The following is a 24786-nucleotide window of genomic DNA, read 5'->3' as shown; positions in this document are numbered from 1 at the left end:
GAATCTGTCAGCAGGTGGAGTTAGCGCTTTTGGACATGATGGAAACCTCGATTCCTTATGTATCGCTCGCCGTTGGCGCTGCCGTGACAGCCGCCGTCGCCCCGAAGGTCAAGGCCCGCATCGAACTGTCGCGCGCCAAGCACCGTTCGCTGGCCGGCCATTCCAAGATATCCCGCCGGATCTCCAAGCTGATCCCGCGTTATGAGTTCGACATCGACGATTTCTTCCGCTCCGACGGCGCGCCGCAGGCGATCGCCACGCAGCGCCAGGACGGCTTCTTCCGGCTCGGCGCGCTGTTCCAGGAGAAGTTCGCCAGGAGCCGTGCGCTGACCGCGGAGGCCGCGAGCCGCATCTCCGACCTGCAGTTCACCCAGGCCTACCGGGTGCCATTCCAGTACAGCCGACTGGTCAAGGAGCAGCTCGGCGCAGGCTCGTTCATGCAGTCGTCGTCCGGCGTCACGATCACCGATCTCGACGGCAACCAGTTCTACGACCTCACCGGCTCCTACGGCGTCAACATCTTCGGCTACGACTTCTACAAGGAATGCATCGCCGCCGCCGAGCGGCGCGCGCAGGCGCTCGGCCCGGTGCTGGGGCTCTATCACCCGGTCGTAGCCGACAATGTGAAGCGCCTGACCGAACTGTCGGGCATGGACGAGGTCTCGTTCCACATGTCCGGCACCGAGGCCGTGATGCAGGCGGTGCGGCTCGCCCGCTATCATACCGGCCGCAGCCATCTGGTGCGCTTCGCCGGCGCCTATCACGGCTGGTGGGGCGACGTGCAGCCCGGCGTCGGCAATCCGATCGCACCGCACGAGACCTACACCCTCGCCGAGATGTCCGAGCGGACCCTGCACGTGCTGCGCACGCGGCGCGACATCGCCTGCGTGCTGGTCAACCCGCTGCAGGCGCTGCATCCGAACGGCAACGCGCCCGGCGATTCCGCGCTGGTCGATTCCTCGCGCAAGGGCCGCTACGACCGCGCGGCCTACACGGCCTGGCTGAGGCAGCTGCGCGAGGTGTGCACCGAGCGCGGCATCGTGCTGCTGTTCGACGAGGTCTTCCTTGGCTTCCGCCTCGCGCCCGGCGGCGCCCAGGAGTACTTTGGCGTCTCCGCGGACATGGTGACCTACGGCAAGAGCCTCGGCGGCGGACTGCCGATCGGCGTGGTCTGCGGCAAGAAGAACTACATGCGCCGCTTCCGCGACGACCGCCCCGCCGACATCTGCTTCGCCCGCGGCACCTTCAACTCGCATCCTTACGTCATGACGGCGATGGACGAGTTCCTGAGCCGGCTCGACAGCCCGAACTTCCGCGCCATCTATGACGGGCTCGACGACACCTGGAACGGCCGCGCCTCCAAGCTCAATGCGGAGCTCGCCGCCAAGGACCTGCCGGTGCGCGTCTCCAACATGCAGTCGATCTGGCTGGTCGAGTACACCGTACCGTCGCGCTACAATTGGATGCTGCAATATTATCTGCGCGCCGAGGGCCTGGCGCTGAGCTGGGTCGGCACCGGCCGCTTCATCTTCAGCCTGAACTACACCGACGCGGATTTCGCCGAGGTGACGAAGCGCGTCGTCGCGGCGGCGGAGAAGATGAAGCAGGACGGTTGGTGGTGGAACGACGGCACCCTGACCAACAAGGCGATCAAGCGCCAGATCCTGAAAGAGATGATCGGGGCGGTCATCGGGCGCTGAGGGCTGCGCCTTCCCCGCTTGCGGGGGGGGTCGGCGGGCTCGCAGAGCCCGACGGGTGGGGGCAGCCTCACGACGCGCTGCCCTTGGGAGCGGAGCAAGCTCGCCCCCTCCCCAGCCCTCCCCCGCGAGCGGGAGAGGGAGCGCACTGCCCGCGCCGCATCCGTCTCCGTTCAACATCAACTTTTCCCCACAAACACCGATGCCCGGGACTGGCCCGGGCATCGCGATCGTTCGGACTTCGAGATCAGCTCAGGCGTGCTGCTCTTCGAGGCCTTCGTTCATCAGGTGAAGGCCCGGATCGATCAGTTCGCCGCGCAGCAGCGCCAGCGGGGCCGAGCGGTACTGCATGAAGTCGTTGAACGGGTCGGTGAGGATCTTGGTCATCCAGACGAGGCCGGTCTCGACGTCGCGGATGAAGAACAGCTGGATGGTGCGGAACATCAGCCCACCGACGCCGATCACCAGCCACAGCTTGGCGGTCTCGCGGGCGAATTCCATCGCCGTGGTCCAGGGCGACAGCAGGCCGAAGAACGTAGGCTGCAGATAGAGCACCACCGGAGCGGCGGCCCAGATCGACATCAGCACGACCTTGCGCTGCAGATTGTAGCCGACCTTGATCTCTTCCTTGTGCTCGTGGGTCGCCTGGTTGACGTGGTCATAGCCCCTGGGCTCGAAGAAGAAGTGCCCGGCCTGGCGCGAGGTCATCGAGACCAGCCAGCCGATCAGCGCCGAGATCAGGGGATCGAACACCATCATGACATAGGCGATCAGGAAGCTGAGCGCGCTGACGAAGTGCAGGCTCTGATTGATGCGGCTGTGGTGATAGTAGCGATGGTCGTCCCAACGCTGGATCCGCAGCTGCTCCAGGAAGTGCTTGATCATGGTTGCTCCGAAGAATGAGTTGCAGGTCGTGTACAGGGATTCGATGTAGATCCTGTGACATCATCAAGATGTCACAGGATCGGACGCAGTGGGCCCCGCAGACTACGGGAGACTCACGGATGGGAAGCTGCCGCGCCCTCAGGCGGCGGCAGCGAGGTCCATCTTGCGGAAGCGGACCAGCGAGAAGTGTCCGAGCGGCGGAATCAGGCGGCGCTCGACCAGCTCCATGCGCTGCGCGCCGGCGAGCCAGCGCATGTAGCGCGACCAGCCGAACTCGGCGGTGCGGAAGCCGAGCCGGCGCACCACCGGCTGCAGCGCCTGCTCAATGACGCGGCGCAGGCCGTCATCGGCGCTGACGCGGGTCAGGATGATCAGCTCGCCGCCGGGACGCAGCACGCGGGCGAACTCGTCGAGCGCGACCTCGGGGTTCGGCACGGCGGTCACGACATATTGCGCCATCACGACGTCGAAGGAATCGTCGGGGAAGTCCAGGTTCTCGGCGTCCATCACCGCCAGCCCCTCGACATTCTTCAGCCGCTGGTCAGCGACGCGGCGCATCGCCTTGCCGAGCATCGCCTCGGAGATGTCGGTGCCGAACACGCGGACATGCGGGGCATAGAGCGGCAGCGAAATGCCGGTGCCGACGCCGACCTCGAGCACGCGGCCGCCCATCTTGTTGGTGGCCGAGATCGCCGCCTTGCGGCCCTTCTCGAACACGCCGCCGAACACGAGGTCGTAGATCGGCGCCCAGCGGTCATAGGCCTGCTCGACCTGCTCGCGGTCGAAATCGAGCTCCCGCGCGCCGTCGAGCTTCATGGTTTCTGCCATCGTAACATCTCACTGAGGTTTGGAATGAACGGAGTGACGCAAGGTTGGCCGTCAGCCGCGGACCGCGCTCTGGCCCACCAGGATCGGAGCGGGACGAATGACGCGCGACGGCTGCAGCACGGCGAGATTGCCGATGAACTGACGCGCGCTGTTCTCCCAGGATCGATCGAGGGCGAACGCGCGGCAGGTCTCGCGCGACATCGTCAGCGCCTTCAGGCAGGCCGCGCGCAGGTCCCAGTCGATCGCACCGATCGGATGATCGGCGATGACGTCGAGCGGGCCGGTGACGGGAAACGCCGCGACCGGCGTGCCGCAGGCGAGCGATTCCAGCTGCACCACGCCGAACGTGTCGGTCAGGCTGGGGAAGACGAAGACGTCGGCGGCCGCCATGTGCGCCGTCAGGTCCTTGCCCTTCTTCTCGCCGAGGAAGTGCGCATTCGGGAAGCGGCGCTCCAGCTCGGCCTTCGCCGGACCGTCGCCGACGACGACCTTCGAGCCCGGCAGATCCAGCGACAGGAATGCCTCGAGGTTCTTCTCGACCGCGACACGGCCCACGGACAGGAAGATCGGCCGCGGCAGATCGAGCGTTGCCGGCTCATCGGGATTGAACAGCTTGGTATCGACGCCGCGCGTCCAGAAGCCGAGCTTCTTGAAGCCGCGTCCCGCGAGCTCCTGCCGCAGCGAGTTGGTGGCGACCATGGTCATCGCGGCCGCGTCATGGAAGCGGCGCATCACCCAGTAGCCCACGGCATCGGGAATTCCGGTGCGCACAGAGACATATTCCGGGAAGCGCGTCGTGTAGGACGTCGTGAACGGCAGGCCGTGGCGCAGGCAGTAGCGCCGCACCGCCCAGCCGATCGTGCCTTCAGTCGCGATGTGGATCGCGTCGGGCGCGGCCGCCTCGATGCGGCGGGCGATCTCGCTCGCTCTGGTGATCGCAAGCCGCAGGCCCGGATAGGTCGGCACGCCGAACGATGGAAAGCCTTCCGGCGTAAGGAAGGTGATGTCGGCACCCAGCCCCGCCGCGGCGCGCGACAAGGACGTCAGCGTGCGTACCACGCCATTGACCTGGGGGTGCCAGGCGTCGGTTGCGATTAAGATCCGCATAAGGCGATCCGGAAAGTTGCAGCGATTCTGAACGGCCGCAAATTCCGACATTGTTATTTCAGGCGTGTGACGTCATCGAACTGTCGAAGGCTCTTTTTGCCGCCGTCCACCATCTCCGCCGCGATCTCAACGCCAGCCTGTCGTGAAACCGTCATGAAACAAACGGTTAAGCCGACGAAACCGTTTTACTGAGAGCGCGCAAACGCACCGAAACTTTTCTCCCCTATCAGTTGCAGCATCAGGCGCGGATCAATGCGCCACAAGAAATGATGACAGGCAGCTGATTTCAACGACGCCGGCCGAACATGACGGCGGCGCATGGCAAGCGTTCAAACAAGGGGACGTCGATGTTCACGTCAGGAAAATTCCTTTCTCCATCTCGTATTCTGTTCGGCGCGCTGATCGCGGGCAGCATCGTCGCCGCCGCGCCGACGCAGGCCGCCTCCCCGGCCCCGCTGCCGTTCCCCTTCCTGCTGCCGCCGCCGGCGTCGGCCTACGAGCCGCCGGCCTCTGCGCCGCAAATGACGCCACCCGGCGATGACGAGGCGACGCCCTCAGAGTTGCCGGCACGGCTGCGCCGTCAGGTCGTGAGCTACGCCACCCGCGAGGCGGCCGGCACGATCGTGATCGATACGCCTAACAAGTATTTGTACTATGTGCTCGGCAACGGCCAGGCGATGCGCTACGGCATCGGCGTCGGCCGCGACGGCTTCACTTGGTCGGGCGTGCAGTCCGTGACCAAGAAGGCCGAGTGGCCGGACTGGACGCCGCCGCCGGAAATGATCGCGCGCCAGCCCTATCTGCCGCGCCACATGGCCGGGGGCCCGGGCAACCCGCTCGGCGCCCGCGCGATGTATCTCGGCGGCACCGTCTACCGCATTCACGGCACCAATGCGCCGGAGACGATCGGTACGCATGTGTCGTCCGGCTGCATCCGTCTCACCAACCAGGACGTGATCGACCTGTATTCCCGGGTCAATGTCGGCGCCAAGGTGATCGTGCTGCCGATGGAGCGGCGCGCCGATCTCGGCCGCGCGCTCCGCTGATCGCAACCTGCCTCCCCTTTTCCTCCCCACGATCCTCCCTGACTGGACCGCCGCGGCCGACAGCCACGGCGGTCATTTCTTTGCGCGCGTCACGTCTTCGCGCTGATCCGGCCATTCACCTTCACGGCCGATTGATGATGCCGGACTTCAACGGGTGCTCTGGCGCGCCTCCGTCCAGCCCTGTAAACTCGATAATTCTGTATTAACCGCGATCCCGCCACGACCGGACCGTGCCCGGCCGTGCAGCCGCCGGAGCCCCCTGGACTCGACATGAACCTTCCGCCCCCGCGCACCGATTGGCAGGGCAAGCCTCATCCGCTCGCCCCAAGACCGTTGCAGACACCGCAGCGGCCGTTGCAGCGGCCGCCACGGTGGTCGCCGCCGCGGCTGCGCATGGTGCTGATCGCGGCCGCCGGGCTCGCCGCGCTCGTCCTGATCGGCATCATCGTGGTGGAAGTGTTCCTGTACTCCGGCAAGACGCCGGCTCCGCCCGTCGCCGCGTTGCCACCGCTGCCGGCCGCGACGCGCAATTCCATCATCATGACCCCGGTGTCGATCTCGCTCGGCGCCATCCGCGACGCGGCCGAGAAGGCCACGCCGCGCAATTACGCCGGCAAGTCCGAGAACCCCGTGTCGCAGCTGCTGCAGAATGCCGATATCGGCTGGACCGTCTCGCGCGGGACGATCGCGGCCACCGGGACGCAGGACACGCTGTCGCTGGCCGCGCCGCTGTCGGGCCGGCTCAACGTCACCGGCTCGCTCTCGGCGAAGGCCACCGGCGCACTTGGTGACGCGCTCGGCGGCCTGCTCGGATCGGACGCGGCCAAGCAGATCGGCGGCATCAACATCAAGAACCTGAACGCCACCGCCGACATCAAGGGCAACGTCTTGATCGGGATGCGGCCGCGGCTCGCGGCGGCCTGGGCCGTCGAGCCGAACTTCACCGCGCAGGTCAATCTCGGCGATACCGCGCTGACGGTCGCCGGCGCCCGGGTGAACGTGCCCGCGCAGATGAAGCCGGTCATCGACAAGACCGTGAACGAGCAGCTCGCCGCGCTGAGCGAGCGGCTGCGCAAGGATCCGACGATGCGCCGGGTCGCGCAGGCGCAATGGGCGCGCGCCTGCCGCTCGGTGCCATTGCAGGGCTCCGCGCCGGGACTGCCGCCGGTGTGGCTCGAGGTCAAGCCGACACGCGCGCTGGCCGCGCAGCCGACGATCGACGTCAATGCCGTCACGGTGACGATGGGGATCGAGGCGGAGACGCGGGTCACGCCGGCCGAAACGAAGCCGGAATGCCCCTTCCCCGAGAAGATCACGATCATTCCGCCGACCACCGGCGGCATCAACGTCGCGGTCCCGATCGACGTGCCCTTTACCGAGCTCAGCAAGCTCGTGGATTCGCAGCTTGCCGGGCGAACCTTCCCCGAGGACGGCTCCGGCCCGGTCGCGGTCACCGTCAAGCATGCGACTGTGATTCCCTCCGGCAACCGGCTGCTGATCTCGCTGCAGGTGAAGGGCACGGAAAAGGAAAGCTTCTTCGGCTTCGGCGCCGACGCGACGGTGCACATCTGGGGCCGCCCGATGGTCGATCAGGCGCAGCAGATCCTGCGCCTCGCCGATCTGCAGCTTGCCGTCGAATCCGACGCGGCCTTCGGCCTGCTCGGCGCCGCCGCGCGCGCCGCCGTGCCGCATCTGCAGCGCGCTTTGCTGGAACGATCGGTGGTCGATCTCAAGCCGTTCTCCGACAATGTCCGGGAGAAGATCGCCGCCGCCATTGCCGAGCTGCAGAAGAACGAGAACGGCATCCGCGTCGACACCGACATCAACAATCTCGCCCTCACCGACATCGCCTTCGACAGCAACGTGCTGCGCGTGATCGCCACCGCCGAGGGCACGCTGGCGGTGCGCGTCAATTCATTGCCGGGGCTGTAGCCGTTCACACGGCTGAACATTCCGTCATATGGCGTAGCCCGTAGATTCCCAGCGAATCACGAGTGGCCGCGCCGGGTTCCCGATTGGCGTCCCCCGATGCGAGCTTGCGCCCTCCGCGCAACCGTCCTATGCGCAGCCCCGCTTTGCGCGGCCATATCAGGGCGGATAGAACTCCCGCACCAACAAACAATAATCTCGGGAGAGAGACATGAGACCTTCGGCGCAAGCCGCCGCTGCAGCCATCGCGCTCGCAGCCCTCTGCGGAACCGCATCTGCCCAGACGATCTCGGACGACATCGTCAAGATCGGCGTGCTCACGGACATGTCGAGCCTCTATGCGGACGCCACCGGCAAGGGCTCGCTGGTCGCGGTGCAGATGGCGGTCGAGGACTACGGCGGCAAGGTCAAGGGCAAGAAGGTCGAGGTGGTCTCGGCCGATCACCAGAACAAGCCCGACGTCGGCGTCAACATTGCCCGCAACTGGTACGACAATGAGAAGGTGGATGCCATCTTCGACGTGCCGACCTCCTCGGTGGCGCTGCCGGTCTCGGCGCTGACGCGCGAGAAGAACAAGATCCACATCAACTCCGGCGGCGGCTCCTCCGACATCACCGGCGCGCAGTGCTCGCCCAACACGGTGCACTGGACCTACGACACTTATGCCCTGTCCAACGTCGCCGGCAAGGCGATGGTCAAGCGCGGCGAGGACACCTGGTTCTTCATCACCGCCGACTACGCCTTCGGCCAGGCCCTGGAGCGCGACGCGGCCAATGTCGTGAAGGAAGCCGGCGGCAAGGTGCTCGGCGACGTGCGCCATCCCCTGAACTCGTCCGACTTCTCCTCCTTCGTGCTGCAGGCCCAGGCGTCCAAGGCCAAGGTGGTGGGCCTCGCCAACGCCGGCGGCGACACGCAGAACGCGCTGAAGCAGGCCGCCGAGTTCGGCCTGGCGCAGAGCGGCCAGAAGATGATCGCGCTGCTGATGGAGATCACCGATGTGCATTCGCTCGGCATCAAGTCGACATCGGGCCTGATCGTCACCGACGCCTTCTACTGGGACATGAACGACGAGACCCGCGCCTTCTCCAAGCGCTTCAACGAGAAGGTCGGCCACATGCCGACGATGATCCAGGCGGGGCTGTATTCGGCCACGACGCATTATCTAAAGGCCATCGAGGCGATCGGGACCGACGAGGCGCCCAAGGTGATGGCGCAGATGCGCGCGATGCCGGTGAACGACTTCTTCGCCAAGAACGGCAAGATCCGCATCGACGGCCGCATGGTGCACGACATGTATCTGTTCGAGGTCAAGAAGCCCGAGGAATCGAAGAGCGACTGGGACCTCTACAAGCTGATCGCCACCGTCCCGGGCGACGAGGCCTTCCGTCCGCTCGACAAGGGCGGCTGCCCGCTGGTGAAGTCGAACTGATACGACGCGGCAACGGCGGTCTGCTCCCTCTCCCCGTCCTTCACGGGGAGAGGGTCGGGGTGAGGGGCAGCCACACGGGCAGAGTGAGTTGGTAGCACTTCTCCATGCTCGTCAACGCGAGTGTTCGACGCCATAGCTACTCAAAGCTCGTTCGTGACGATTCCCGTATACTGATCCACTTCCCGTGCCGCTGCCCCTCTCACCCCAGCCCTCTCCCCGTGAAGAACGGGGAGAGGGAGCGCAGCGTCGCTCGGGGCAGCGGTTCAGCTCTACACCACGAGCCGGTAGTCCGGTGTCGTCAGCCCCACCGTGGCACCTCTCCGTCTGCCCAGGGGCTTGACGCCTCCGCATCAAAGCGCGACAGCGTGCCCAACGGTAGTCGCGCCCTGCTCGACGGCGCGTTGCTAGGAAACATTACGTAACAAAAAAAATCGCAAATCGCCGCGATTCTAGGTCACTTGATCGGCATGGCCCAGACACAACCCCACATCCTGGTCGTCGAGGACGACCGCGAGACGCGGACGCTGATCGCGAAATATCTGCGCAACAATGCCTGCAACGTCACCACCGCGACCGACGGCCGCGAGATGACCCGCATCATGGGCGACCATCGCGTCGACCTGCTGATCCTCGACGTGATGCTGCCCGGCGAGGACGGCCTCACGCTGTGCCGCAAGCTGCGCGCGGAATCGCAGGTGCCGATCATCATGCTGACCGCGCGCGGCGAGGACGTCGACCGCATTCTCGGTCTCGAAATGGGCGCAGACGACTATCTGCCGAAACCGTTCAACCCGCGCGAGCTGCTCGCCCGCATCAATGCGGTGCTGCGCCGGCAGGCCGCGGCGATGACCGCGAGCGCGACCGAAGGCGCCACCGCCCTGAGCTTTCTCGGCTGGCGCATCGACTTCCGGCTGCGCGAGCTGCGCAATCCCGAGGGCGCGCGCGTCGCGATGACCAGCGCCGAGTTCGACCTGCTGCGCACCTTCTGCGAACGGCCCGGCCGGGTGCTGTCGCGCGACAGCCTGCTCGACCTGACGCAGGGCCGCAATGCCGGCTCGTTCGAGCGCTCGATCGACGTGCTGGTCAGCCGCATTCGCCGCAAGATCGAGCCGGATCCCCAGGAGGCCACGATGATCAAGACCGTGCGCTCCGGCGGCTACATGTTCACGCCCGTGGTCGAGGTGGTGACCGGCCCGCAAAACCATTGATCGTTCGTATCGGGTAGCTGTCGTGATGATGTCGTTCGGCTTTCTCAACCTGAAGGGCATCCGCGGCCAGATCACGGCGCTGGTGGCGATCTCGATCGTCACGCTGCATGCGATCATCACCGCCTCGTTCCTGATCTATCGCGCCGATCAGCCGGAGAACGAGAACGAGGCCGGACCGTTTCAGCTTGCGACCGTGGTTCATGTGCTCGGGCGCGCCGAAGCGTCCGACCGCGCGCATCTGATCAGCGACATCACCCGGGCCTACCCTGAGTTCGATCTCAAGCCTTATGCCGGCCCGCCGCCGGACTTCGGACCGCGCCCTGACGAGCGCGGGCCCGAGGCACGCGGAGGGCGCGAGGGCGGACCGGGATTCGGCGGCTTTCGTGGGTTAGGCCCGGGCTATCGCATCTACATGCCACCGCCGGGATCGCCCGGGCGACAGGTGGTGTTCGCCCTGCCCGATGGCGGCATGATCTCGGCGAAGATGCCTGAGCGGCCGCGCCGGCCGCCGTTCTGGGGGGCGCCGTGGCTGACGACGATCCTGTTCGCCTTCATCAGCATCACGCTGCTCGGAGTGTGGGCCGCACGCGCGCTGACATCGCCGCTGTCCGTGTTCGCCAGGGCGGCCGAGACGTTCAGCCTCGACGGCGATGCACCGGCCCTGCCCGAGCGCGGACCGGAGGAGATCCGCTCGCTCGCACGCGCGCTCAACCGGATGCGTCAGCGCATCACCGCGCTGATGAACGACCGGACCAAGATGCTGGCTGCGATCAGCCACGATCTGCGCACGCCGCTCACGCGCATGCGGCTGCGCTGCGAGTTCGTCGAGGACGAGCTGCAGCGCAGCCGCATGCTCGCCGACCTCGATCAGATGCATTCGATGCTGGGCTCCGTGCTGTCGTTCCTGCGCAACGGGCGCAAGCTTGAGCCGATGACACTGGTGGATGTCGCCAGCATCCTGCAGCTGGTCGCCGATCAATTCGCCGATGTCGGGCAGAACGTCAGCTATGCCGGACCCCCGCATGCCATGGCGACGGTGCGTCCCGACGACCTGATGCGCTCGATCACCAACCTGGTGGAGAATGCCGTGAGGTATGGCCAGCAGACGGTCGTGCGGCTCACAGTCTCGGGCAAGCATCTCACCATCGATGTCGAGGATGACGGACCGGGAATCGCAGACGCGCTGAAGGCGGACATGCTCGAGCCTTTCGTGCGCGGCGATCATGCCCGCAACATGGACGAGGCAACCGGCTTCGGATTGGGATTGTCGATCGCCAAGGCGATCGTTCAGGCGCATGGCGGCGAGCTTTCGCTGCATGATCGCAAACCGTGCGGGCTGATCGCGCGCATCAAGCTGCCGCAGGGCGAGACGACGCTTCGCGCCGCCTGATCATATGCGAACGCGCCCGGACGAACCGGGCGCGCTGCACATCAACTGATAGACCGGAACGCCGAGATTACTCCGAGTACTTGAACTCGGGCATGGACTTCAGCTGGTCCTTGGTGGCGTTGATCATGGCGTGGTCGGGATACCAGCGGCTCTTCGACGAGCTCATCGACGACGACGAGGTGCCGGTGGCGGCGCCGGTCGTGGTGGTCGAGGCCGGCGGCGTGGTCGCCGTCGTCGTGCCAGTAGCCGGAGCGCTGGAAGCCGTGCTCGCCTGCACCGGCTGATCCGAGAACTTGATCTGATCGAACGAGACGGCGACGAGGTGCTCGCCCATGCCGAGGAAGCCGCCGACGCCGATCACGACGCCCTTCACCGCGCCGCTCTTGTCGACGAGCATGTCGTCGATCGAGCCGACGTTCTCGTTGTTGTTGTTGTAGACCTTCACGCCGATCAGCTTCGAGCCGCGCCAGTCACCCGCATAGGAGGCAGCGGTGGTGTCGCTCTTGATCGTGGTGCTGGTGGTGGTCGTGGTGCTCTCGGCAGCAAACGCCGCGGTCGCGAGCAGCAGGGAACCGGCGAGGCCGGCCGCAACAGTCTTCATCACCATGTGGTGTCTCCTCTCAGTGTGAATGGTGACGAGAGAACGGCAACGGACAGTCCGCGTTCCCAGGGAACCGCGATTTCGTCACGATCGCGACAAGCGGTCCCATCGCGGGCGGGGGAGTGTTACGGAGTGACGGTTCTGAGATGGGGAGGATGAGGCTGAGGGAAAGAAACTACAAAGCGCAATAATGGAAACCGCCGCTCACTGCACGGACGGTGGGCTCCCTCTCCCCGTCCTTCACGGGGAGAGGGCTGGGGTGAGGGGCAGCGGCACGGGTGGTGCAATCTCCGAGCAAAGACTGCTGGCGATGAAGCTGGGAAGATCGCATCTTGAGATGCGATCTCATCGCGCAGACTCTGCTCCACTCACTCAGTCTGCCCGTGCCGCTGCCCCTCACCCCGACCCTCTCCCCGTGAAGGACGGGGAGAGGGAGCGCACCGCCGTTGCTGTGGCAGCTTGCGCATCTCAGAGAGGATTCAAGCATTCAGCCAGATCGCGGCGCATCGAGCTAACTACGCCGCCAGTGCGCCATCCTCGTCGACGGCCTCGGCATAGAACGCGATCGTCTCGTAGCGATAATCACACAACCGGCAGTGCCACAGGAACGCAGTCCGCCGGCCATCCTTCTCGACCCAGGTCGGAAGCGCGATCGGCTCGGCGCATTGGGCGCAGGGATTGTTGCGCGGCAGGTCGAGCACGCGCATCGGCGACCGGCTGTCAACAATGTCACGGAATTGGATGTCGGCTGCCTTCACGGCCATGACGCGCTCCCTCTCTGTTCTGTTTTGAATGAGTCAGGCTTGCTGTCGAACTGACCGGGAGAGAATAGCCGCACGGCTGCTGATTTGCACGTGCCCGGATGCCGCGCGACATCCGACCTCACGCAAATTCGATCAAATTGTCTGCTTCAATTCCCGCGACTCTGGACCGCCGGTTCCACGACGTGGCGGGCGCCCGGCTTGCGCAGGTGGATGGTGGCGATGTCGTCGGCATAGACCTTCTGCCAGCCGTCGACGTGATCCAGCAGCTTGGTCGCCGCGCTCTGCGTCCGCAGCAGGGTCGCCTCGATGTCGTAGTCCTTGAGCAGGCGGAACAGATTGTCCGGCTCCATCAGGCCCGACGCCGCATTGTGATCGACGAAGAACTTTTCGCCATAGAGCTCGGTGCGGCCGTCGATGAACGGCGCCACCCCGGTTGAAATCAGATAGCCGCCGAAATCGTAGTCGTTGAGAACCCTGGTCAGATTGAGCTTCTTCAGTTCGGTCACCGCCGCAACCGGCGTGCCGCGCATGTTCGGCGCGTAGCTGAGCATCGACACCGACGCAATGGTGCCGGCGCCCAGCGCCAGCACGACGGCGGCGGCGAGCGCGCGCGGACTTCCCGCCACGGGCGGAACGGGCGCTGTCCCCGAAAAGCGCGCCAGCGGCGCCGCGATCACCAGCGGACCGACGAGGGCGAGGATTTCCGCCGCCCGCGCCTGTGCCAGCGCCATGTGCAACAGGCCGAGCAGCATCAGGATGCGCACCGGCGGCAGCGCGAAGCCGTGGAGCAGCGCGAAGCCGATCGCGATCAACAGGCAGATCTCGAACGGGCCGAGGCCCTGGAAATCCGCCGCCTTCCATTCGACGATCAAGGGCAGCGCCTGCCCCAGCGACAGGATCTTCTGCGAGGCCAGCAGCGCATTCCAGCCATAGGGCGTGCACCAGCTCGCCACGAGCGCCAGCGCCGCGAACAGCGCCCAGCGCAAGGCGAGGCCGCGTCTGGCCGAGGCGTCCGCGTTGACGAGCGCATCGAGCGCGGCGGGCGCAATGAAGAACAGGCCGAACACGAAGCCGCCGTGGAGATTGGCCCACAGCGCAATCAGCAGCACCAGCGCGAATGGCGGCGCCTCTCTGCGGTCGGCCGCATCGATCAGTCCGCCGATCCAGGCCACCAGAATCGGAAACGCCAGCACATGCGGCCGCGCCAGCAGATGCGGCAGGCAGAGCAGGAACGCCGCGACGACGAAAACCAGCGTCGTGCTGTCGCGCAGATGGCGGCTCAACATGCGCGCGAACAGCGCGAACGCCAGCGCGATGGCCGCCGCCGCCAGCACCACCGGCCCGGTCCAGCCGGCGATCCGATAGGCCGCGGCAAAGGCGACCTGCGCCAGCCATTGCGTCGACATCCAGGGCGCGCCGCGCATGGTGAAGGAATAGACGTCGACCTCGGGCACCGCGCGGTGATCGATGATCCACTGCCCCACCGTGATCTGCCACAGCGTGTCGGGATCGTTGAGCAGCCGGTTGCCGGAGATCAGCAGCAGCGCATAGACGGCGGCGCCGACCCACAGCGCAAGCTGCGCCTGTGCGCGTCCGGCGCTCGCATCTGTATGGGTGACGGACAGCGTCATCGCGGTAGGTCCTGGCTGGAGACGGCTCCACCCAACCACGCCCCGGCATAATTCGGGGTAAACCGGAGCCGCCATGCTCCCGGCGCACCCGGGCGCAGCGCCCGATTTTCGCCACAATATTGCCCGGCGTTTGCGCCAATTACGGTGTGCAAAGGGTTAAACGTGTGCCGAGGGGGCTGCTTCGGCATGCGCACGGTTCCCGGGGGATCCTGAGTCATGAAACGTCTTGTGCTGACGGCCTGCCTCGCAGGCTTCGCGATGCTCGGTCACGCGCCGCTTGCAACGGCCGCCGAGGAGACGGACAGCGCCAGCAAGGCAAAAGCGGGCAAGATCAAGCTGGCCCATGTCCGCGCCGACAGCATCAAGGATCTGGCCGCGCGCGGCGCGGTCACCCGGACCGCGCGCGAGGTCGAGGCGATCGAGGCCGTCAGCGGCGCCGACACGACCAATCCGGTCGATGCCAACGCTTCGGCACAGCCGGCCGAGGTCGAGGCCGCGCCGGACGCGCCCGCCCCCGAGCGCGAAGCCGACCGCAAGGCGGCCGAGGCCAAGCCGAAGCACATGAATACCGGCCATCCGCATATCGATGCGCTGGTTGCCGTGCACGCCGCCGCCAACAACATTCCGGAAACGCTGATCCACCGCGTGATCGTGCGCGAGAGCAAGTATCAGCCGAACCTGGTCGGCCGCTGCGGCTGCATCGGCCTGATGCAGATCAAGCTCGGCACCGCGCGCGGGCTCGGCTATACCGGCGATGCGGCGGGCCTGCACGATCCCAACACAAACCTCACCTATGGCGTGCGCTACCTCGCCGGCGCCTACCGCGCCGCCCGCGGCGACCACGACCGCGCCGTGGCGTTTTTCGCCAAGGGCTACTACGAGGAGGCCAAGCGGCAGCGCCTCGCCGATGCCCGCCCCGCCGGCCGGCCGGAACGCGTCAGCGCACCGCTCGACATCACGCCGAAGATCGAGACCCGCCGGCACGCCCGCGCGCACTGACGGCGTTTCGTTCCTATCCACCCGCCACAGTCTTTCCATGACACTCCGTTGACACCGGGGCGTATCGGTCTATTTTAAGCGCGTTCCGAGGGGAGCTCCGAGGGGGAGCTGAGATACCGCACGTGATGCGGTGACCCTTTGAACCTGATCCGGGTCATGCCGGCGAAGGGACAGGGATGCAGCAGACACCCACGCGCGGGGATCGCCCCGTATCCATCATCGGCGCCGGTATTGCGGGCGCTTGGCAGGCGCTGTTGTTCGCGCGCGCCGGCCATGACGTCACCCTGCACGAGCGCAGCGACGCCGCGCTGATGCTTTCCACCAGCCATTGGGCCGGCGGCATGCTGGCGCCCTATTGCGAGAGCGAAGTCTCCGAACCGATCATCAGCCGCCTCGGTCTTGCCTCGCTCGACATCTGGCGGCGCGAGATGCCGGAGACGCCGTTCAACGGCTCGCTGGTGATCGCCCATGCCCGCGACCGGGCCGATTACGACCGCTTCGCCCGCCGCACCTCCGGCTATCAGCGCCTCGATGCGGCTGCGCTCGCCGAGCTGGAGCCGTCGCTGGAGGGCCGCTTTCGCGAGGGCCTGTTCTATCCGACCGAGGGCCATGTCGAGCCGCGCCGCGTGCTGCCGAAGCTGCACCAGCGCATCGTCGAGGCCGGCGGCCGCGTGCTGTTCAACAGCAATGTCAGCGCCGATGACATCGATGGCCTCGTGATCGACTGCCGCGGGCTGGAGGCGCGCGACGCCGAGCCGGAGCTGCGCGGCGTCAAGGGCGAGATGATCCTGATCGAGACCGCCGAGGTGCAGCTCGCGCGCCCGGTGCGGCTGATGCATCCGCGCTTCCCGCTGTATCTCATTCCGCGCGAGGACAATCTGTTCATGTTGGGGGCAACCTCGCTCGAGGCCGAGGACACTGGCGTCTCCTTGCGTTCGGCGCTGGAGCTATTAGGCGCCGCCTACTCCGTGCATCCGGCGTTCGGCGAGGCGCGCATCCTCGAATTCGGCTCCGGCCTGCGGCCGGCCTATCCCGACAATCTGCCGCGCATCACGGTCAAGAGCGAGCGCGAGATCCGCGTCAACGGGCTCTATCGCCACGGCTTCCTGATCGCACCGAGCTTGGCGCAGGCGACATTGAACTACGTTGCGCATGGCCAGATCGACAATGAGGTGATGCGATGCGCGTGACGGTCAATGGCGAGGCCCGCGACATCAGCGCCACCGACGTCGCGGCGCTGCTGTCGGAGCTCGACTACGAGGGCACGCATTTCGCGATCGCGCTGAACTACGACGTCGTGCCGAGGAGCCGCTGGTCGGAGACGGCGCTGAAAGCCGGCGACGAGATCGAGATCATCACGCCCCGGCAGGGAGGGTGATGATGCTGATGGAGCAATCGCTCGCGCCTCACACTCCGCCGTCGTCCCGGCGGACGGCGGGACCCATAGCCACCGTCGGCCGTGGTGGTACTCGATCTCTTCAAGCGTGCCCCCATGCGACATCACGCGGTATGGGTCCCGGCGTTCGCCGGGACGACGTGGGGAGACCGTATGCGCACCACCCACAGCCGTCGTCGCCCGGCTTGACCGGGCGATCCAGTACGCCGCGGCCCCTCGGCTCATCACGACCGCCTCTGGAATACTGGATCCCCGCTTTCGCGGGGATGACAGTGTCATTCGGGGAGAGACCATTCCCATGCTGAAATTCTACGACAAGACTGTCACCTCCCGCCTGCTGATCGGCACCGCGCTGTATCCCTCGCCCGCGATCATGCAGGATGCGATCCGCGCCTCCGGCGCCGAGATCGTCACGGTGTCGCTGCGGCGTGAAGCCGCCGGCGGCAAGACGGGCGATGCGTTCTGGAAGCTGATCAACGAGCTGAACGTGACGGTGCTGCCGAACACCGCCGGCTGCCGCAGCGTGCGCGAGGCCGTCACCACCGCGAAGCTCGCGCGCGAATTGTTCGGTACGTCCTGGATCAAGCTCGAGGTCATCGGCGACAACGACACCTTGCAGCCCGACGTCGTCGGACTGGTCGAGGCCGCCACCATCCTGATCAAGGACGGCTTTGATGTCTTCCCCTATTGCACCGAGGATCTCACCGTTGCCACGCGCCTGGTCGATGCCGGCTGCAAGGTGGTGATGCCCTGGGCCGCGCCGATCGGCAGCGCCAAAGGCATCACCAATCGCGACGCCCTCAAGCTGCTGCGCGACCGCCTGCCCGACATCACGCTCGTCGTCGACGCCGGCCTCGGCGCGCCGAGCCACGCGGCCGAAGCGCTGGAGCTCGGCTACGACGCCGTGCTGCTCAACACCGCGATCGCCAAGGCCGCCGACCCCGTCGCGATGGCCCGCGCCTTCAAGCTCGGCGTCGAATCCGGCCGCACCGCCTACGAGGCCGGGCTGATGGACGCCCGCGATTTCGCCTCGCCCTCCACCCCTGTCGTTGGGACCCCGTTCTGGCATGCCGTATCCTGATCGCTTCTATCCCGTCGTCGACAGCCTCGCCTGGGTCGAGCGCCTGACCAAACTCGGCGTCGGCACCGTGCAGCTGCGTGCGAAGAATCTCGACGACGGCCAGGCGCTGCAGATCGTCACCGACGCGCTTGAAATCACCAAGGGCACCGCGACCAAGCTGATCGTCAACGACTACTGGCGCGCCGCGATCGTCGCGGGCGCCGCGCACGTCCATCTCGGCCAGGAGGATCTCGCCGAGGCCGACGTGAAGGCGATCAAGGAGGCCGGCCTGACGCTCGGCCTGTCGACGCACGACGATGCCGAGCTGGAAACCGCGCTCGCCGCCGAGCCCGACTACATCGCGCTCGGCCCGATCTTCCCGACCACGCTCAAGGCCATGCGCTTCGCGCCGCAGGGCATTCCGAAGATCAGCGTGTGGAAACAGCGCATAGGCAACATCCCATTGGTCGCGATCGGCGGCATCAAGCTGGAGCAGGCGGCGGAGATTTTTGCGGCGGGCGCGGACTCGATCGCGGTGGTCAGCGATGTCACGCAGAATGCCGATCCGGACACAAGAGTGCGCGCGTGGCTGGATGCCGCGAAGGAGCCGGCGTGATGCGCGCGAATGTTGCGAATGCGTCTGAGAATTGTTGCACGAGCTCGCCGCCAAGCGCGCAGTGCGCTCCCCTCCCCCACGCCGCAATCGCGCAGCGATTGTCGGCAGCGGGGAGGGGTTGGGGGTGGGGGTCCACGCGCTCTGCTCTCAGCGTGAGATCACACCCACCCTACAACTTCAATCACGCGCTCACTCATCAGCACCGTATTCCGAGCACCCCCACCCCCGACCCCTCCCCGCAAGGGGGAGGGGAGCGCACTGAGCACGTCGCGATGTCTCGCTCCATCACATCTCGCGGCAACGCATCTCATCGCAGCAAAAGTCGCTCCAACACACCCTACTCCCACGCATCCCCTCTGAACTCCGCGCCCGCATTCGGCCCGGCCGACAACAATTGACCAGGAGGATCCCATGAACATCCGCTCCAATCCCGACACCACCCTGCCCGCCGTCACCACCGGCCCACTGCCGTCGTCGCGCAAGATCTACGCGACGCCTGCCTCCGCGCCCGATCTCCGCGTGCCCCTGCGCGAGATCATCCTGTCGGAGGCGGCCTCCGAGCCGAACCTGCCGGTCTACGACACCTCCGGTCCCTACACCGATCCCAGCGTCACCATCGACGTCAACGCCGGCCTGCCCCGCAACCGCACCGCCTGGGTCAAGGAGCGCGGCGGCGTCGAGGAATATGTCGGCCGCGACATCAAGCCGGAGGACAATGGCAATGTCGGCGCCGACAAGGCGGCGAAGGCGTTCACCGCGCATCACAAGCCGCTGCGCGGCCTCGACGGCCACAAGATCACCCAGCTCGAATTCGCCCGCGCCGGCATCGTTACCAAGGAGATGATCTACGTCGCCGAGCGCGAGAATCTCGGCCGCAAGCAGCAGCTCGAGCGCGCCGAAGCCGCGCTCGCCGACGGCGAGAGTTTTGGCGCTGCCGTCCCCGCCTTCATCACCCCGGAATTCGTGCGCGACGAGATCGCGCGCGGCCGCGCCATCATCCCCTGCAACATCAATCATGCCGAGCTGGAGCCGATGATCATCGGCCGCAACTTCCTCACCAAGATCAACGCCAATATCGGCAACTCGGCGGTGACCTCCTCCGTCGAAGAGGAAGTGGACAAGATGGTGTGGGCGATCCGCTGGGGCGCCGACACCGTGATGGACCTCTCCACGGGCCGCAACATCCACACCACCCGCGAATGGATCCTGCGCAACTCGCCGGTGCCGATCGGCACCGTGCCGATCTACCAGGCGCTGGAAAAGTGCAACGGCGATCCGGTCGCGCTGACCTGGGAGCTCTACAAGGACACGCTGATCGAGCAGTGCGAGCAGGGCGTCGACTACTTCACCATCCACGCCGGCGTGCGGCTGCAATACATCCACCTCACCGCGTCGCGCGTCACCGGCATCGTCAGCCGCGGCGGCTCGATCATGGCCAAGTGGTGCCTCGCGCATCACAAGGAGAGCTTCCTCTACACCCATTTCGACGAGATCTGCGACATCATGCGCAAGTATGACGTCTCGTTCTCGCTCGGCGACGGCCTGCGCCCGGGCTCGATTGCCGATGCCAACGACCGCGCCCAGTTCGCCGAGCTGGAGACGTTGGGCGAGCTCACGAAGATCGCCTGGGACAAGGGCTGCCAGGTCATGATCGAGGGCCCCGGCCACGTGCCGATGCACAAGATCAAGATCAACATGGACAAGCAGCTCAAGGAGTGCGGCGAGGCGCCGTTCTACACCTTGGGGCCGCTGACCACCGACATCGCGCCGGGCTACGACCACATCACCTCGGGGATCGGCGCGGCCATGATCGGCTGGTTCGGCTGCGCGATGCTGTGCTACGTGACACCGAAGGAGCATCTCGGCCTGCCCGACCGCAACGACGTCAAGACCGGCGTCATCACCTACAAGATCGCCGCCCACGCCGCCGACCTCGCCAAGGGCCATCCCGCAGCCCAACTGCGCGACGACGCCCTCTCCCGCGCCCGCTTCGAGTTCCGCTGGACCGACCAGTTCAACCTCGGCCTCGACCCGGACACCGCGAAAAGCTTCCACGACGAGACCCTGCCGAAGGAAGCCCACAAGGTCGCGCATTTCTGCTCGATGTGCGGCCCGAAATTCTGCTCGATGAAGATCACCCAGGACGTCCGCGACTACGCCGCGACGCTGAATGATCCCACGACAGTTGGCATGACCATCAGCGGCACCATCGAGGACGGCATGGCCCAGATGAGCGCCAAGTTCAAGGAAATGGGCGGCAGCGTGTATCTCGACGCGGAGAAGGTGAAGGAGAGCAACAAGGCGCTGTCCTGACGCCTTGCGCCTCTCTCTCGATCGTCATGGCCGGGCTTGACCCGGCCATCCATCAAAGCCGGGCGAAAGCCCGGCTTTTTTGCTTGAAACAAAACGGCGCACTGCTCAATCTACCCGAACAGCCAAGTCACATGAGGAAAGCTTACACGTTACGCCCCAAGGACAACCCACTTAACAACGCGAACGGGCCAAAATGACCCAAACCGGCTCCACTCCACCATTCAGCATCAACATTTCGTCCATCGGCCTTAGATGGCTTCAAATCTATAACTAATTTATCTTGGAGCGATATTCCACCTCTTGCAGTGCTCACTGGACGGAACGGATCAGGCAAGTCACAGCTACTTTTCTGTCTTGCACATAAGATGAATGGGGTGAATGCCCCTCATATTTCAGATCTTAACAATCTAAAGCTCGACGTCATGGGCGACACGTTTCAACCGGGTGAGGTTGCATACGTTCCCAATTCAGAAACAACAATCAACGACGCAGCTCTATCAATCAGCAACCTAGTTAACGTTAAAGAACAAGCTTACAACCAATTGATCCAACACGGCAACTCCTCAATACAGATGCTCAGGAGACAGCGCTGGGCCGCAACACTGCTCGGAAAGGAAGTAAGAAGCTTTCCAGTCAACGATTTCCTAGACGCCGCGCCCAACGATCTTTCATTCATGCTTGACGACGAAAGTCCAATCTCAGGTTTAGCGCATGTCTTTCTAGGCCACCGTCTCCAAATTATAGAGGAGCTTGAACGCGGCCTTTCCAAAGACGAAGCAGAAGCGAAATTAGGCCCAGCTCCATGGGACGTACTCAACGAGATCCTTACGGTTGCTGAGTTTCCCTATCGGGTAGCCGCACCAACCTCCTCATTACTTGGGCTGTATCGCGTACTTCTAATGGAAGGAGACACAGCTATAAGCCCGCAAGAGCTGTCATCTGGCGAAAAGGCTATACTACAGCTAGCTATTTGGATGTACGACTCGAAGCACCATAACCGCTTCCCCCGATTGCTACTTCTTGACGAGCCAGACGCTCATCTGCACCCGGCTATGACGCGCCAATTCTTTAACGTCCTCAAAGAAGTTCTTGTCGATAGGTACAATGTGCGCGTCATCCTCACCACGCACTCTCCATCCACTGTCGCTCTCGCTCCAGACGGCAGCATATTCGAGATGTCACGAGGAGGGGCGAAGATACAGCCATCGCAATCCAAGGCGAATGCAATCGGCCTCCTAACCGCGGGGCTCGTCACAGTATCGCCTTCGACGCGCTTCGTTCTCGTCGAAGACGAGGCTGACTCCGTTTTTTACAACTGCATCAGAGACATACTGATTGACATCGGACCCGGCAAAGATGCAATGGCCTTGACGCCCACCCCCACAATCGCCTTTGTCTCCGTTTCCGTGGGAAAAAGCACAGCGAAAACCAGCGGAGGCAAAGACAACGTAAGGCACTGGATTAACAAACTAGACTCACCTCCCTTTGACGAACTGGTCTTCGGCCTCATCGACGAAGACGATGCAAACGTCCCCAACTCAAGGGTTCTTGTTATAGGAAGATATAGCTACGAAAATTACATCATAGATCCATTTGTTGTTTTTGGACTTCTGATAGAAACAAGATCCGCTCCTAATTTGAATGGCGTTCCGCACAAGATCGGCGACGAACATAAGATTAGAAATCTTCCGCCCACCGCTCTACAGTCGATCGTTGACTTTATCCGGAACAGAGTTGAACCGGAGCTACAGCATCTACGATCGGAAGAAGCCGCAACTCAGACGGTAGAGTTTACAACCGGACAGGCTGTTTCCTACCCAAACTGGATGATCGACAGAAGAGGACACGATCTATTGATTACCTTCCAGTCGATTTTTGGGGGTCCAACCGTGGTATCGCCACCACGTTTGACGCAAAGCCTGCAACGCGTTCGACTGATACCAAAGGAGCTGGCGCACACTTTTTCAAGTCTCCAGGGTCGCCAGAACGGATCACAGCCTGGAGCGCTATAATACCTCTTTGCCGGATTTTGTATGCCCATCCACCACATCCCCGCCCCACCGCACATCAAAGCCCCGCCGCTCTCCTTCGGCACCCGCGTCGGCGACCTCCTCTTCATCTCCGGCATTCCCGGCTTCGACGCCAACGGCAACCTGCCCGATGAGTTCGACGCGCAATTCGCCAATGTCGTGACCAACTTCACGCGCGTGCTGACCGAGAGCGGCGCCTCTCTTCGCGATCTCGTCAAGGTCAACGTGCTGCTGACGCGCGCGGCCGATGTGGCTGTCATGAACCGGCTCTATGCCGCGGCGTTCGGGCCGGCGCCGTATCCGGCGCGGACGACGTGCGTGGTGGTGGCGCTGCCGGATCCGAAGATGCTGATCGAGATCGAGGGCGTGGCGGCGGTGAAGACGTAGCGCCAGCGAGCGTCTCTAGCGACTAGCGGTGCAAGTGACTGCGCCCTTGTATCAAGCAGCGCGGCGCGCGGCGGCATGATGCTAAGAGTTTCACGGCAGCGCGACGATAGTCACGTCTCCGCCCTGGAGGCGGCCGCTTTGCCTACCTACACGCTCCGAACAGCATCGGTGACCGCCTCACACTTGTCATTGCGATGCGGCCCGTGGTTGAATACCGCTGGGGCGGGGGAATGTCGGCGATGTTCATTGCATTTTTCGGGGCGGCGCTGGATCGGCCCCTACGCTGGCTGCTCGCAGGCCTGGCAATCGCGCTGACAGCAGGCTGCTCATCGGTCCCGATCGGGAACGAGGCCGCCAAGCCGCCGGAGGCGCCGCGAGCTGGTTATGCGACGCTGCATGTCGGTCGGCCCACCGGCTTCAACGTCAGCGTCTTCCCGGTGACGATCGACATCGATGGCAAGACGGTCGGCTCGCTCGCGCCGGGGCGCTACATGACTGTCGAGCTTGCACCCGGCAAGCATACGCTCGAGGTGCCGAACAACGCGTGGAGCCGCGCCATCAACGGGATTCCCCATCAGGTCGAATTCACCACCGCGGCCGGAAAAACCTACTACGCGTTGCCGACCGAATGGAATTCCGGCAGCACGCAACGCGTGACCATGGTCGGCTCCGCCGTCGTCGTCGATCGCGTGGCCGATCATCACAGAAGCTTCTCGGTCCAGGAGGCGACAACGCCGCCGGCGGAGTTCGCGCGCCTGAGCTACGCGACGCCATAGTCCAGCGAAGGCCGTCCGCTTCACCATCCTGCCCGGACCGCAAGCGCGCTGATCGGCATCGATGCGCCGCGTCAGCCATGCACCATCGGTAACGCATGCCTGCTCGCGCGGTTTTGCCGCATGTTTCGCGGCGCCCTGCCTTCAAATTGAACGACACCGCATGGACACAGGCCGCGCCCCAAGGGAGGGGCCGATTTGTTGCCGGAGTTTGTCGATGCGTCGTTTCACCACAATCTGTATTGCATCTGGCCTTGCCGCCGCGGCCGTGATGGCCGCCACCCCGGCCCGCGCCGGCTATTACATCCTGCGCTGGGACAACACCGGCATCTGCCAGGTTTGGAGCGAGGCGTTCACGTTCAGGCCGGTGCAGTGGCCGTCGCGCTACCAGGTGATCAGCCGCGTCGTGCCGACCTTCAACGACGCGGTCACGCTGCAGGTGAAGCTGAGGCGCCAGGGGCGGTGCACGCTCTGAGGCCGCGCGACGGCGAGCAGCCCCGCATCTGCACGCCGGGAGGCGCGCGTCCCACGCCTCCTCCATCATGACGACACCCCATCGTCACATCGCCGAGATCGCTGTGAACGGCGCCACGTCGCGGCTTGCGCGACGCGCCCTTTTGTCGCACCACTTTCGCCCAAGGCCAGCCGCGCGCTCGCCTTCGTCAGCCCGCCACCGCGGGCCGCTGTCGTTCGTTTG

22 protein-coding genes and 1 riboswitch are annotated in these 24786 nt (G+C 64.9%); of the genes, 16 read left to right on the top strand and 6 right to left on the bottom strand.

Annotation, left to right across the window (positions count from 1 at the left end; all coding sequences use genetic code 11):
- Nucleotides 1-38 precede the first annotated feature (38 nt).
- Nucleotides 39-1700: an aminotransferase class III-fold pyridoxal phosphate-dependent enzyme gene (locus tag ACQR1Y_RS05740; protein WP_434879562.1), complete on the top strand. Its 1662-nt coding sequence runs from the start codon at nucleotides 39-41 to the stop codon at nucleotides 1698-1700.
- A gap of 249 nt (nucleotides 1701-1949) precedes the next feature.
- Here ACQR1Y_RS05740 and ACQR1Y_RS05735 read toward each other — a convergent pair whose 3' ends face one another.
- The 3 genes from ACQR1Y_RS05735 to ACQR1Y_RS05725 all read right to left on the bottom strand — a co-directional run bounded on the left by ACQR1Y_RS05735 (nucleotide 1950) and on the right by ACQR1Y_RS05725 (nucleotide 4517).
- Nucleotides 1950-2582, bottom strand: a complete 633-nt coding sequence (locus ACQR1Y_RS05735; RefSeq protein ID WP_434860608.1) for a hypothetical protein — start codon at nucleotides 2580-2582, stop codon at nucleotides 1950-1952.
- A gap of 138 nt (nucleotides 2583-2720) precedes the next feature.
- On the bottom strand, nucleotides 2721-3410 hold the full coding sequence (locus ACQR1Y_RS05730; RefSeq protein ID WP_085962810.1) for a class I SAM-dependent methyltransferase: 690 nt from the start codon (nucleotides 3408-3410) through the stop codon (nucleotides 2721-2723).
- Between the two features lie 51 nt (nucleotides 3411-3461).
- On the bottom strand, nucleotides 3462-4517 hold the full coding sequence (locus tag ACQR1Y_RS05725) for a glycosyltransferase family 4 protein (protein WP_434879499.1): 1056 nt from the start codon (nucleotides 4515-4517) through the stop codon (nucleotides 3462-3464).
- 347 nt (nucleotides 4518-4864) lie between these two features.
- On the opposite strand from ACQR1Y_RS05725, the gene ACQR1Y_RS05720 reads away from it, so the two are divergent.
- From ACQR1Y_RS05720 to ACQR1Y_RS05700, 5 genes are all read left to right on the top strand, one after another.
- Nucleotides 4865-5563: a L,D-transpeptidase gene (locus ACQR1Y_RS05720; RefSeq protein ID WP_434879500.1), complete on the top strand. Its 699-nt coding sequence runs from the start codon at nucleotides 4865-4867 to the stop codon at nucleotides 5561-5563.
- Between the two features lie 270 nt (nucleotides 5564-5833).
- A complete protein-coding gene (locus ACQR1Y_RS05715) occupies nucleotides 5834-7495 on the top strand; it encodes a DUF4403 family protein (RefSeq protein WP_434879501.1) in 1662 nt (553 codons plus the stop codon).
- Between the two features lie 208 nt (nucleotides 7496-7703).
- A complete protein-coding gene (locus ACQR1Y_RS05710; RefSeq protein ID WP_434879502.1) occupies nucleotides 7704-8921 on the top strand; it encodes an ABC transporter substrate-binding protein in 1218 nt (405 codons plus the stop codon).
- Between the two features lie 467 nt (nucleotides 8922-9388).
- Nucleotides 9389-10129: a response regulator gene (locus ACQR1Y_RS05705; RefSeq protein WP_434879503.1), complete on the top strand. Its 741-nt coding sequence runs from the start codon at nucleotides 9389-9391 to the stop codon at nucleotides 10127-10129.
- A gap of 25 nt (nucleotides 10130-10154) precedes the next feature.
- The gene (locus tag ACQR1Y_RS05700; protein WP_434860746.1) at nucleotides 10155-11519 is read left to right on the top strand and encodes an ATP-binding protein; all 1365 of its coding nucleotides are present in this window, start codon (nucleotides 10155-10157) and stop codon (nucleotides 11517-11519) included.
- A 67-nt stretch (nucleotides 11520-11586) separates the two neighbouring features.
- On the opposite strand, the gene ACQR1Y_RS05695 is transcribed toward ACQR1Y_RS05700, so the two are convergent.
- The 3 genes from ACQR1Y_RS05695 to ACQR1Y_RS05685 all read right to left on the bottom strand — a co-directional run bounded on the left by ACQR1Y_RS05695 (nucleotide 11587) and on the right by ACQR1Y_RS05685 (nucleotide 14515).
- Nucleotides 11587-12126, bottom strand: a complete 540-nt coding sequence (locus ACQR1Y_RS05695) for a PRC-barrel domain-containing protein (RefSeq protein WP_434879504.1) — start codon at nucleotides 12124-12126, stop codon at nucleotides 11587-11589.
- Between the two features lie 509 nt (nucleotides 12127-12635).
- Nucleotides 12636-12884 carry a hypothetical protein gene (locus ACQR1Y_RS05690; protein WP_434860602.1) on the bottom strand — a complete coding sequence of 83 codons (249 nt, stop codon included), beginning with the start codon at nucleotides 12882-12884 and terminating at the stop codon, nucleotides 12636-12638.
- 146 nt (nucleotides 12885-13030) lie between these two features.
- Complete coding sequence (locus ACQR1Y_RS05685; RefSeq protein ID WP_434879505.1) at nucleotides 13031-14515, bottom strand: hypothetical protein; 1485 nt, start codon at nucleotides 14513-14515, stop codon at nucleotides 13031-13033.
- A gap of 216 nt (nucleotides 14516-14731) precedes the next feature.
- Here ACQR1Y_RS05685 and ACQR1Y_RS05680 point away from each other — a divergent pair, with 216 nt between their 5' ends.
- The 10 genes from ACQR1Y_RS05680 (at nucleotide 14732) to ACQR1Y_RS05635 (ending at nucleotide 24564) form a co-directional block, all read left to right on the top strand.
- Nucleotides 14732-15514 (top strand): transglycosylase SLT domain-containing protein, encoded by a 783-nt coding sequence (locus ACQR1Y_RS05680; RefSeq protein ID WP_434879506.1) that lies wholly within the window; start codon nucleotides 14732-14734, stop codon nucleotides 15512-15514.
- 78 nt (nucleotides 15515-15592) lie between these two features.
- Nucleotides 15593-15702, top strand: a riboswitch (TPP riboswitch).
- Nucleotides 15691-16704, top strand: a complete 1014-nt coding sequence (locus tag ACQR1Y_RS05675; protein WP_434879507.1) for an FAD-dependent oxidoreductase — start codon at nucleotides 15691-15693, stop codon at nucleotides 16702-16704. It overlaps the preceding riboswitch by 12 nt.
- Nucleotides 16695-16892 carry a sulfur carrier protein ThiS gene (gene thiS / locus ACQR1Y_RS05670; protein ID WP_434879508.1) on the top strand — a complete coding sequence of 66 codons (198 nt, stop codon included), beginning with the start codon at nucleotides 16695-16697 and terminating at the stop codon, nucleotides 16890-16892. Before ACQR1Y_RS05675 ends, thiS begins: the two co-directional genes overlap by 10 nt.
- A gap of 316 nt (nucleotides 16893-17208) precedes the next feature.
- Nucleotides 17209-17991 carry a thiazole synthase gene (locus tag ACQR1Y_RS05665; protein ID WP_434879509.1) on the top strand — a complete coding sequence of 261 codons (783 nt, stop codon included), beginning with the start codon at nucleotides 17209-17211 and terminating at the stop codon, nucleotides 17989-17991.
- Nucleotides 17978-18586, top strand: coding sequence for a thiamine phosphate synthase (locus ACQR1Y_RS05660; RefSeq protein WP_434879510.1), 609 nt, complete (start codon nucleotides 17978-17980; stop codon nucleotides 18584-18586). The genes ACQR1Y_RS05665 and ACQR1Y_RS05660 overlap by 14 nt, the downstream gene beginning before the upstream one ends.
- A 411-nt stretch (nucleotides 18587-18997) precedes the next feature.
- Complete coding sequence (gene thiC, locus ACQR1Y_RS05655) at nucleotides 18998-20899, top strand: phosphomethylpyrimidine synthase ThiC (protein WP_434879511.1); 1902 nt, start codon at nucleotides 18998-19000, stop codon at nucleotides 20897-20899.
- 374 nt (nucleotides 20900-21273) lie between these two features.
- Nucleotides 21274-22911, top strand: coding sequence for an AAA family ATPase (locus ACQR1Y_RS05650; RefSeq protein WP_434879512.1), 1638 nt, complete (start codon nucleotides 21274-21276; stop codon nucleotides 22909-22911).
- 21 nt (nucleotides 22912-22932) lie between these two features.
- Nucleotides 22933-23316, top strand: coding sequence for a RidA family protein (locus ACQR1Y_RS05645; protein WP_434879513.1), 384 nt, complete (start codon nucleotides 22933-22935; stop codon nucleotides 23314-23316).
- Nucleotides 23317-23546: 230 nt separating this feature from the next.
- Nucleotides 23547-24092, top strand: a complete 546-nt coding sequence (locus tag ACQR1Y_RS05640; RefSeq protein ID WP_434879514.1) for a hypothetical protein — start codon at nucleotides 23547-23549, stop codon at nucleotides 24090-24092.
- Nucleotides 24093-24306: 214 nt separating this feature from the next.
- Nucleotides 24307-24564 (top strand): hypothetical protein, encoded by a 258-nt coding sequence (locus ACQR1Y_RS05635; RefSeq protein WP_434879515.1) that lies wholly within the window; start codon nucleotides 24307-24309, stop codon nucleotides 24562-24564.
- Nucleotides 24565-24786: the final 222 nt, after the last annotated feature.

The sequence above is a fragment of the Bradyrhizobium sp. HKCCYLRH3099 genome, assembly GCF_051167855.1.
GTDB lineage: Bacteria > Pseudomonadota > Alphaproteobacteria > Rhizobiales > Xanthobacteraceae > Bradyrhizobium.
Note: the sequence above shows the minus strand (reverse complement) of the source record. Positions and strands in the feature narration are given on the sequence as shown.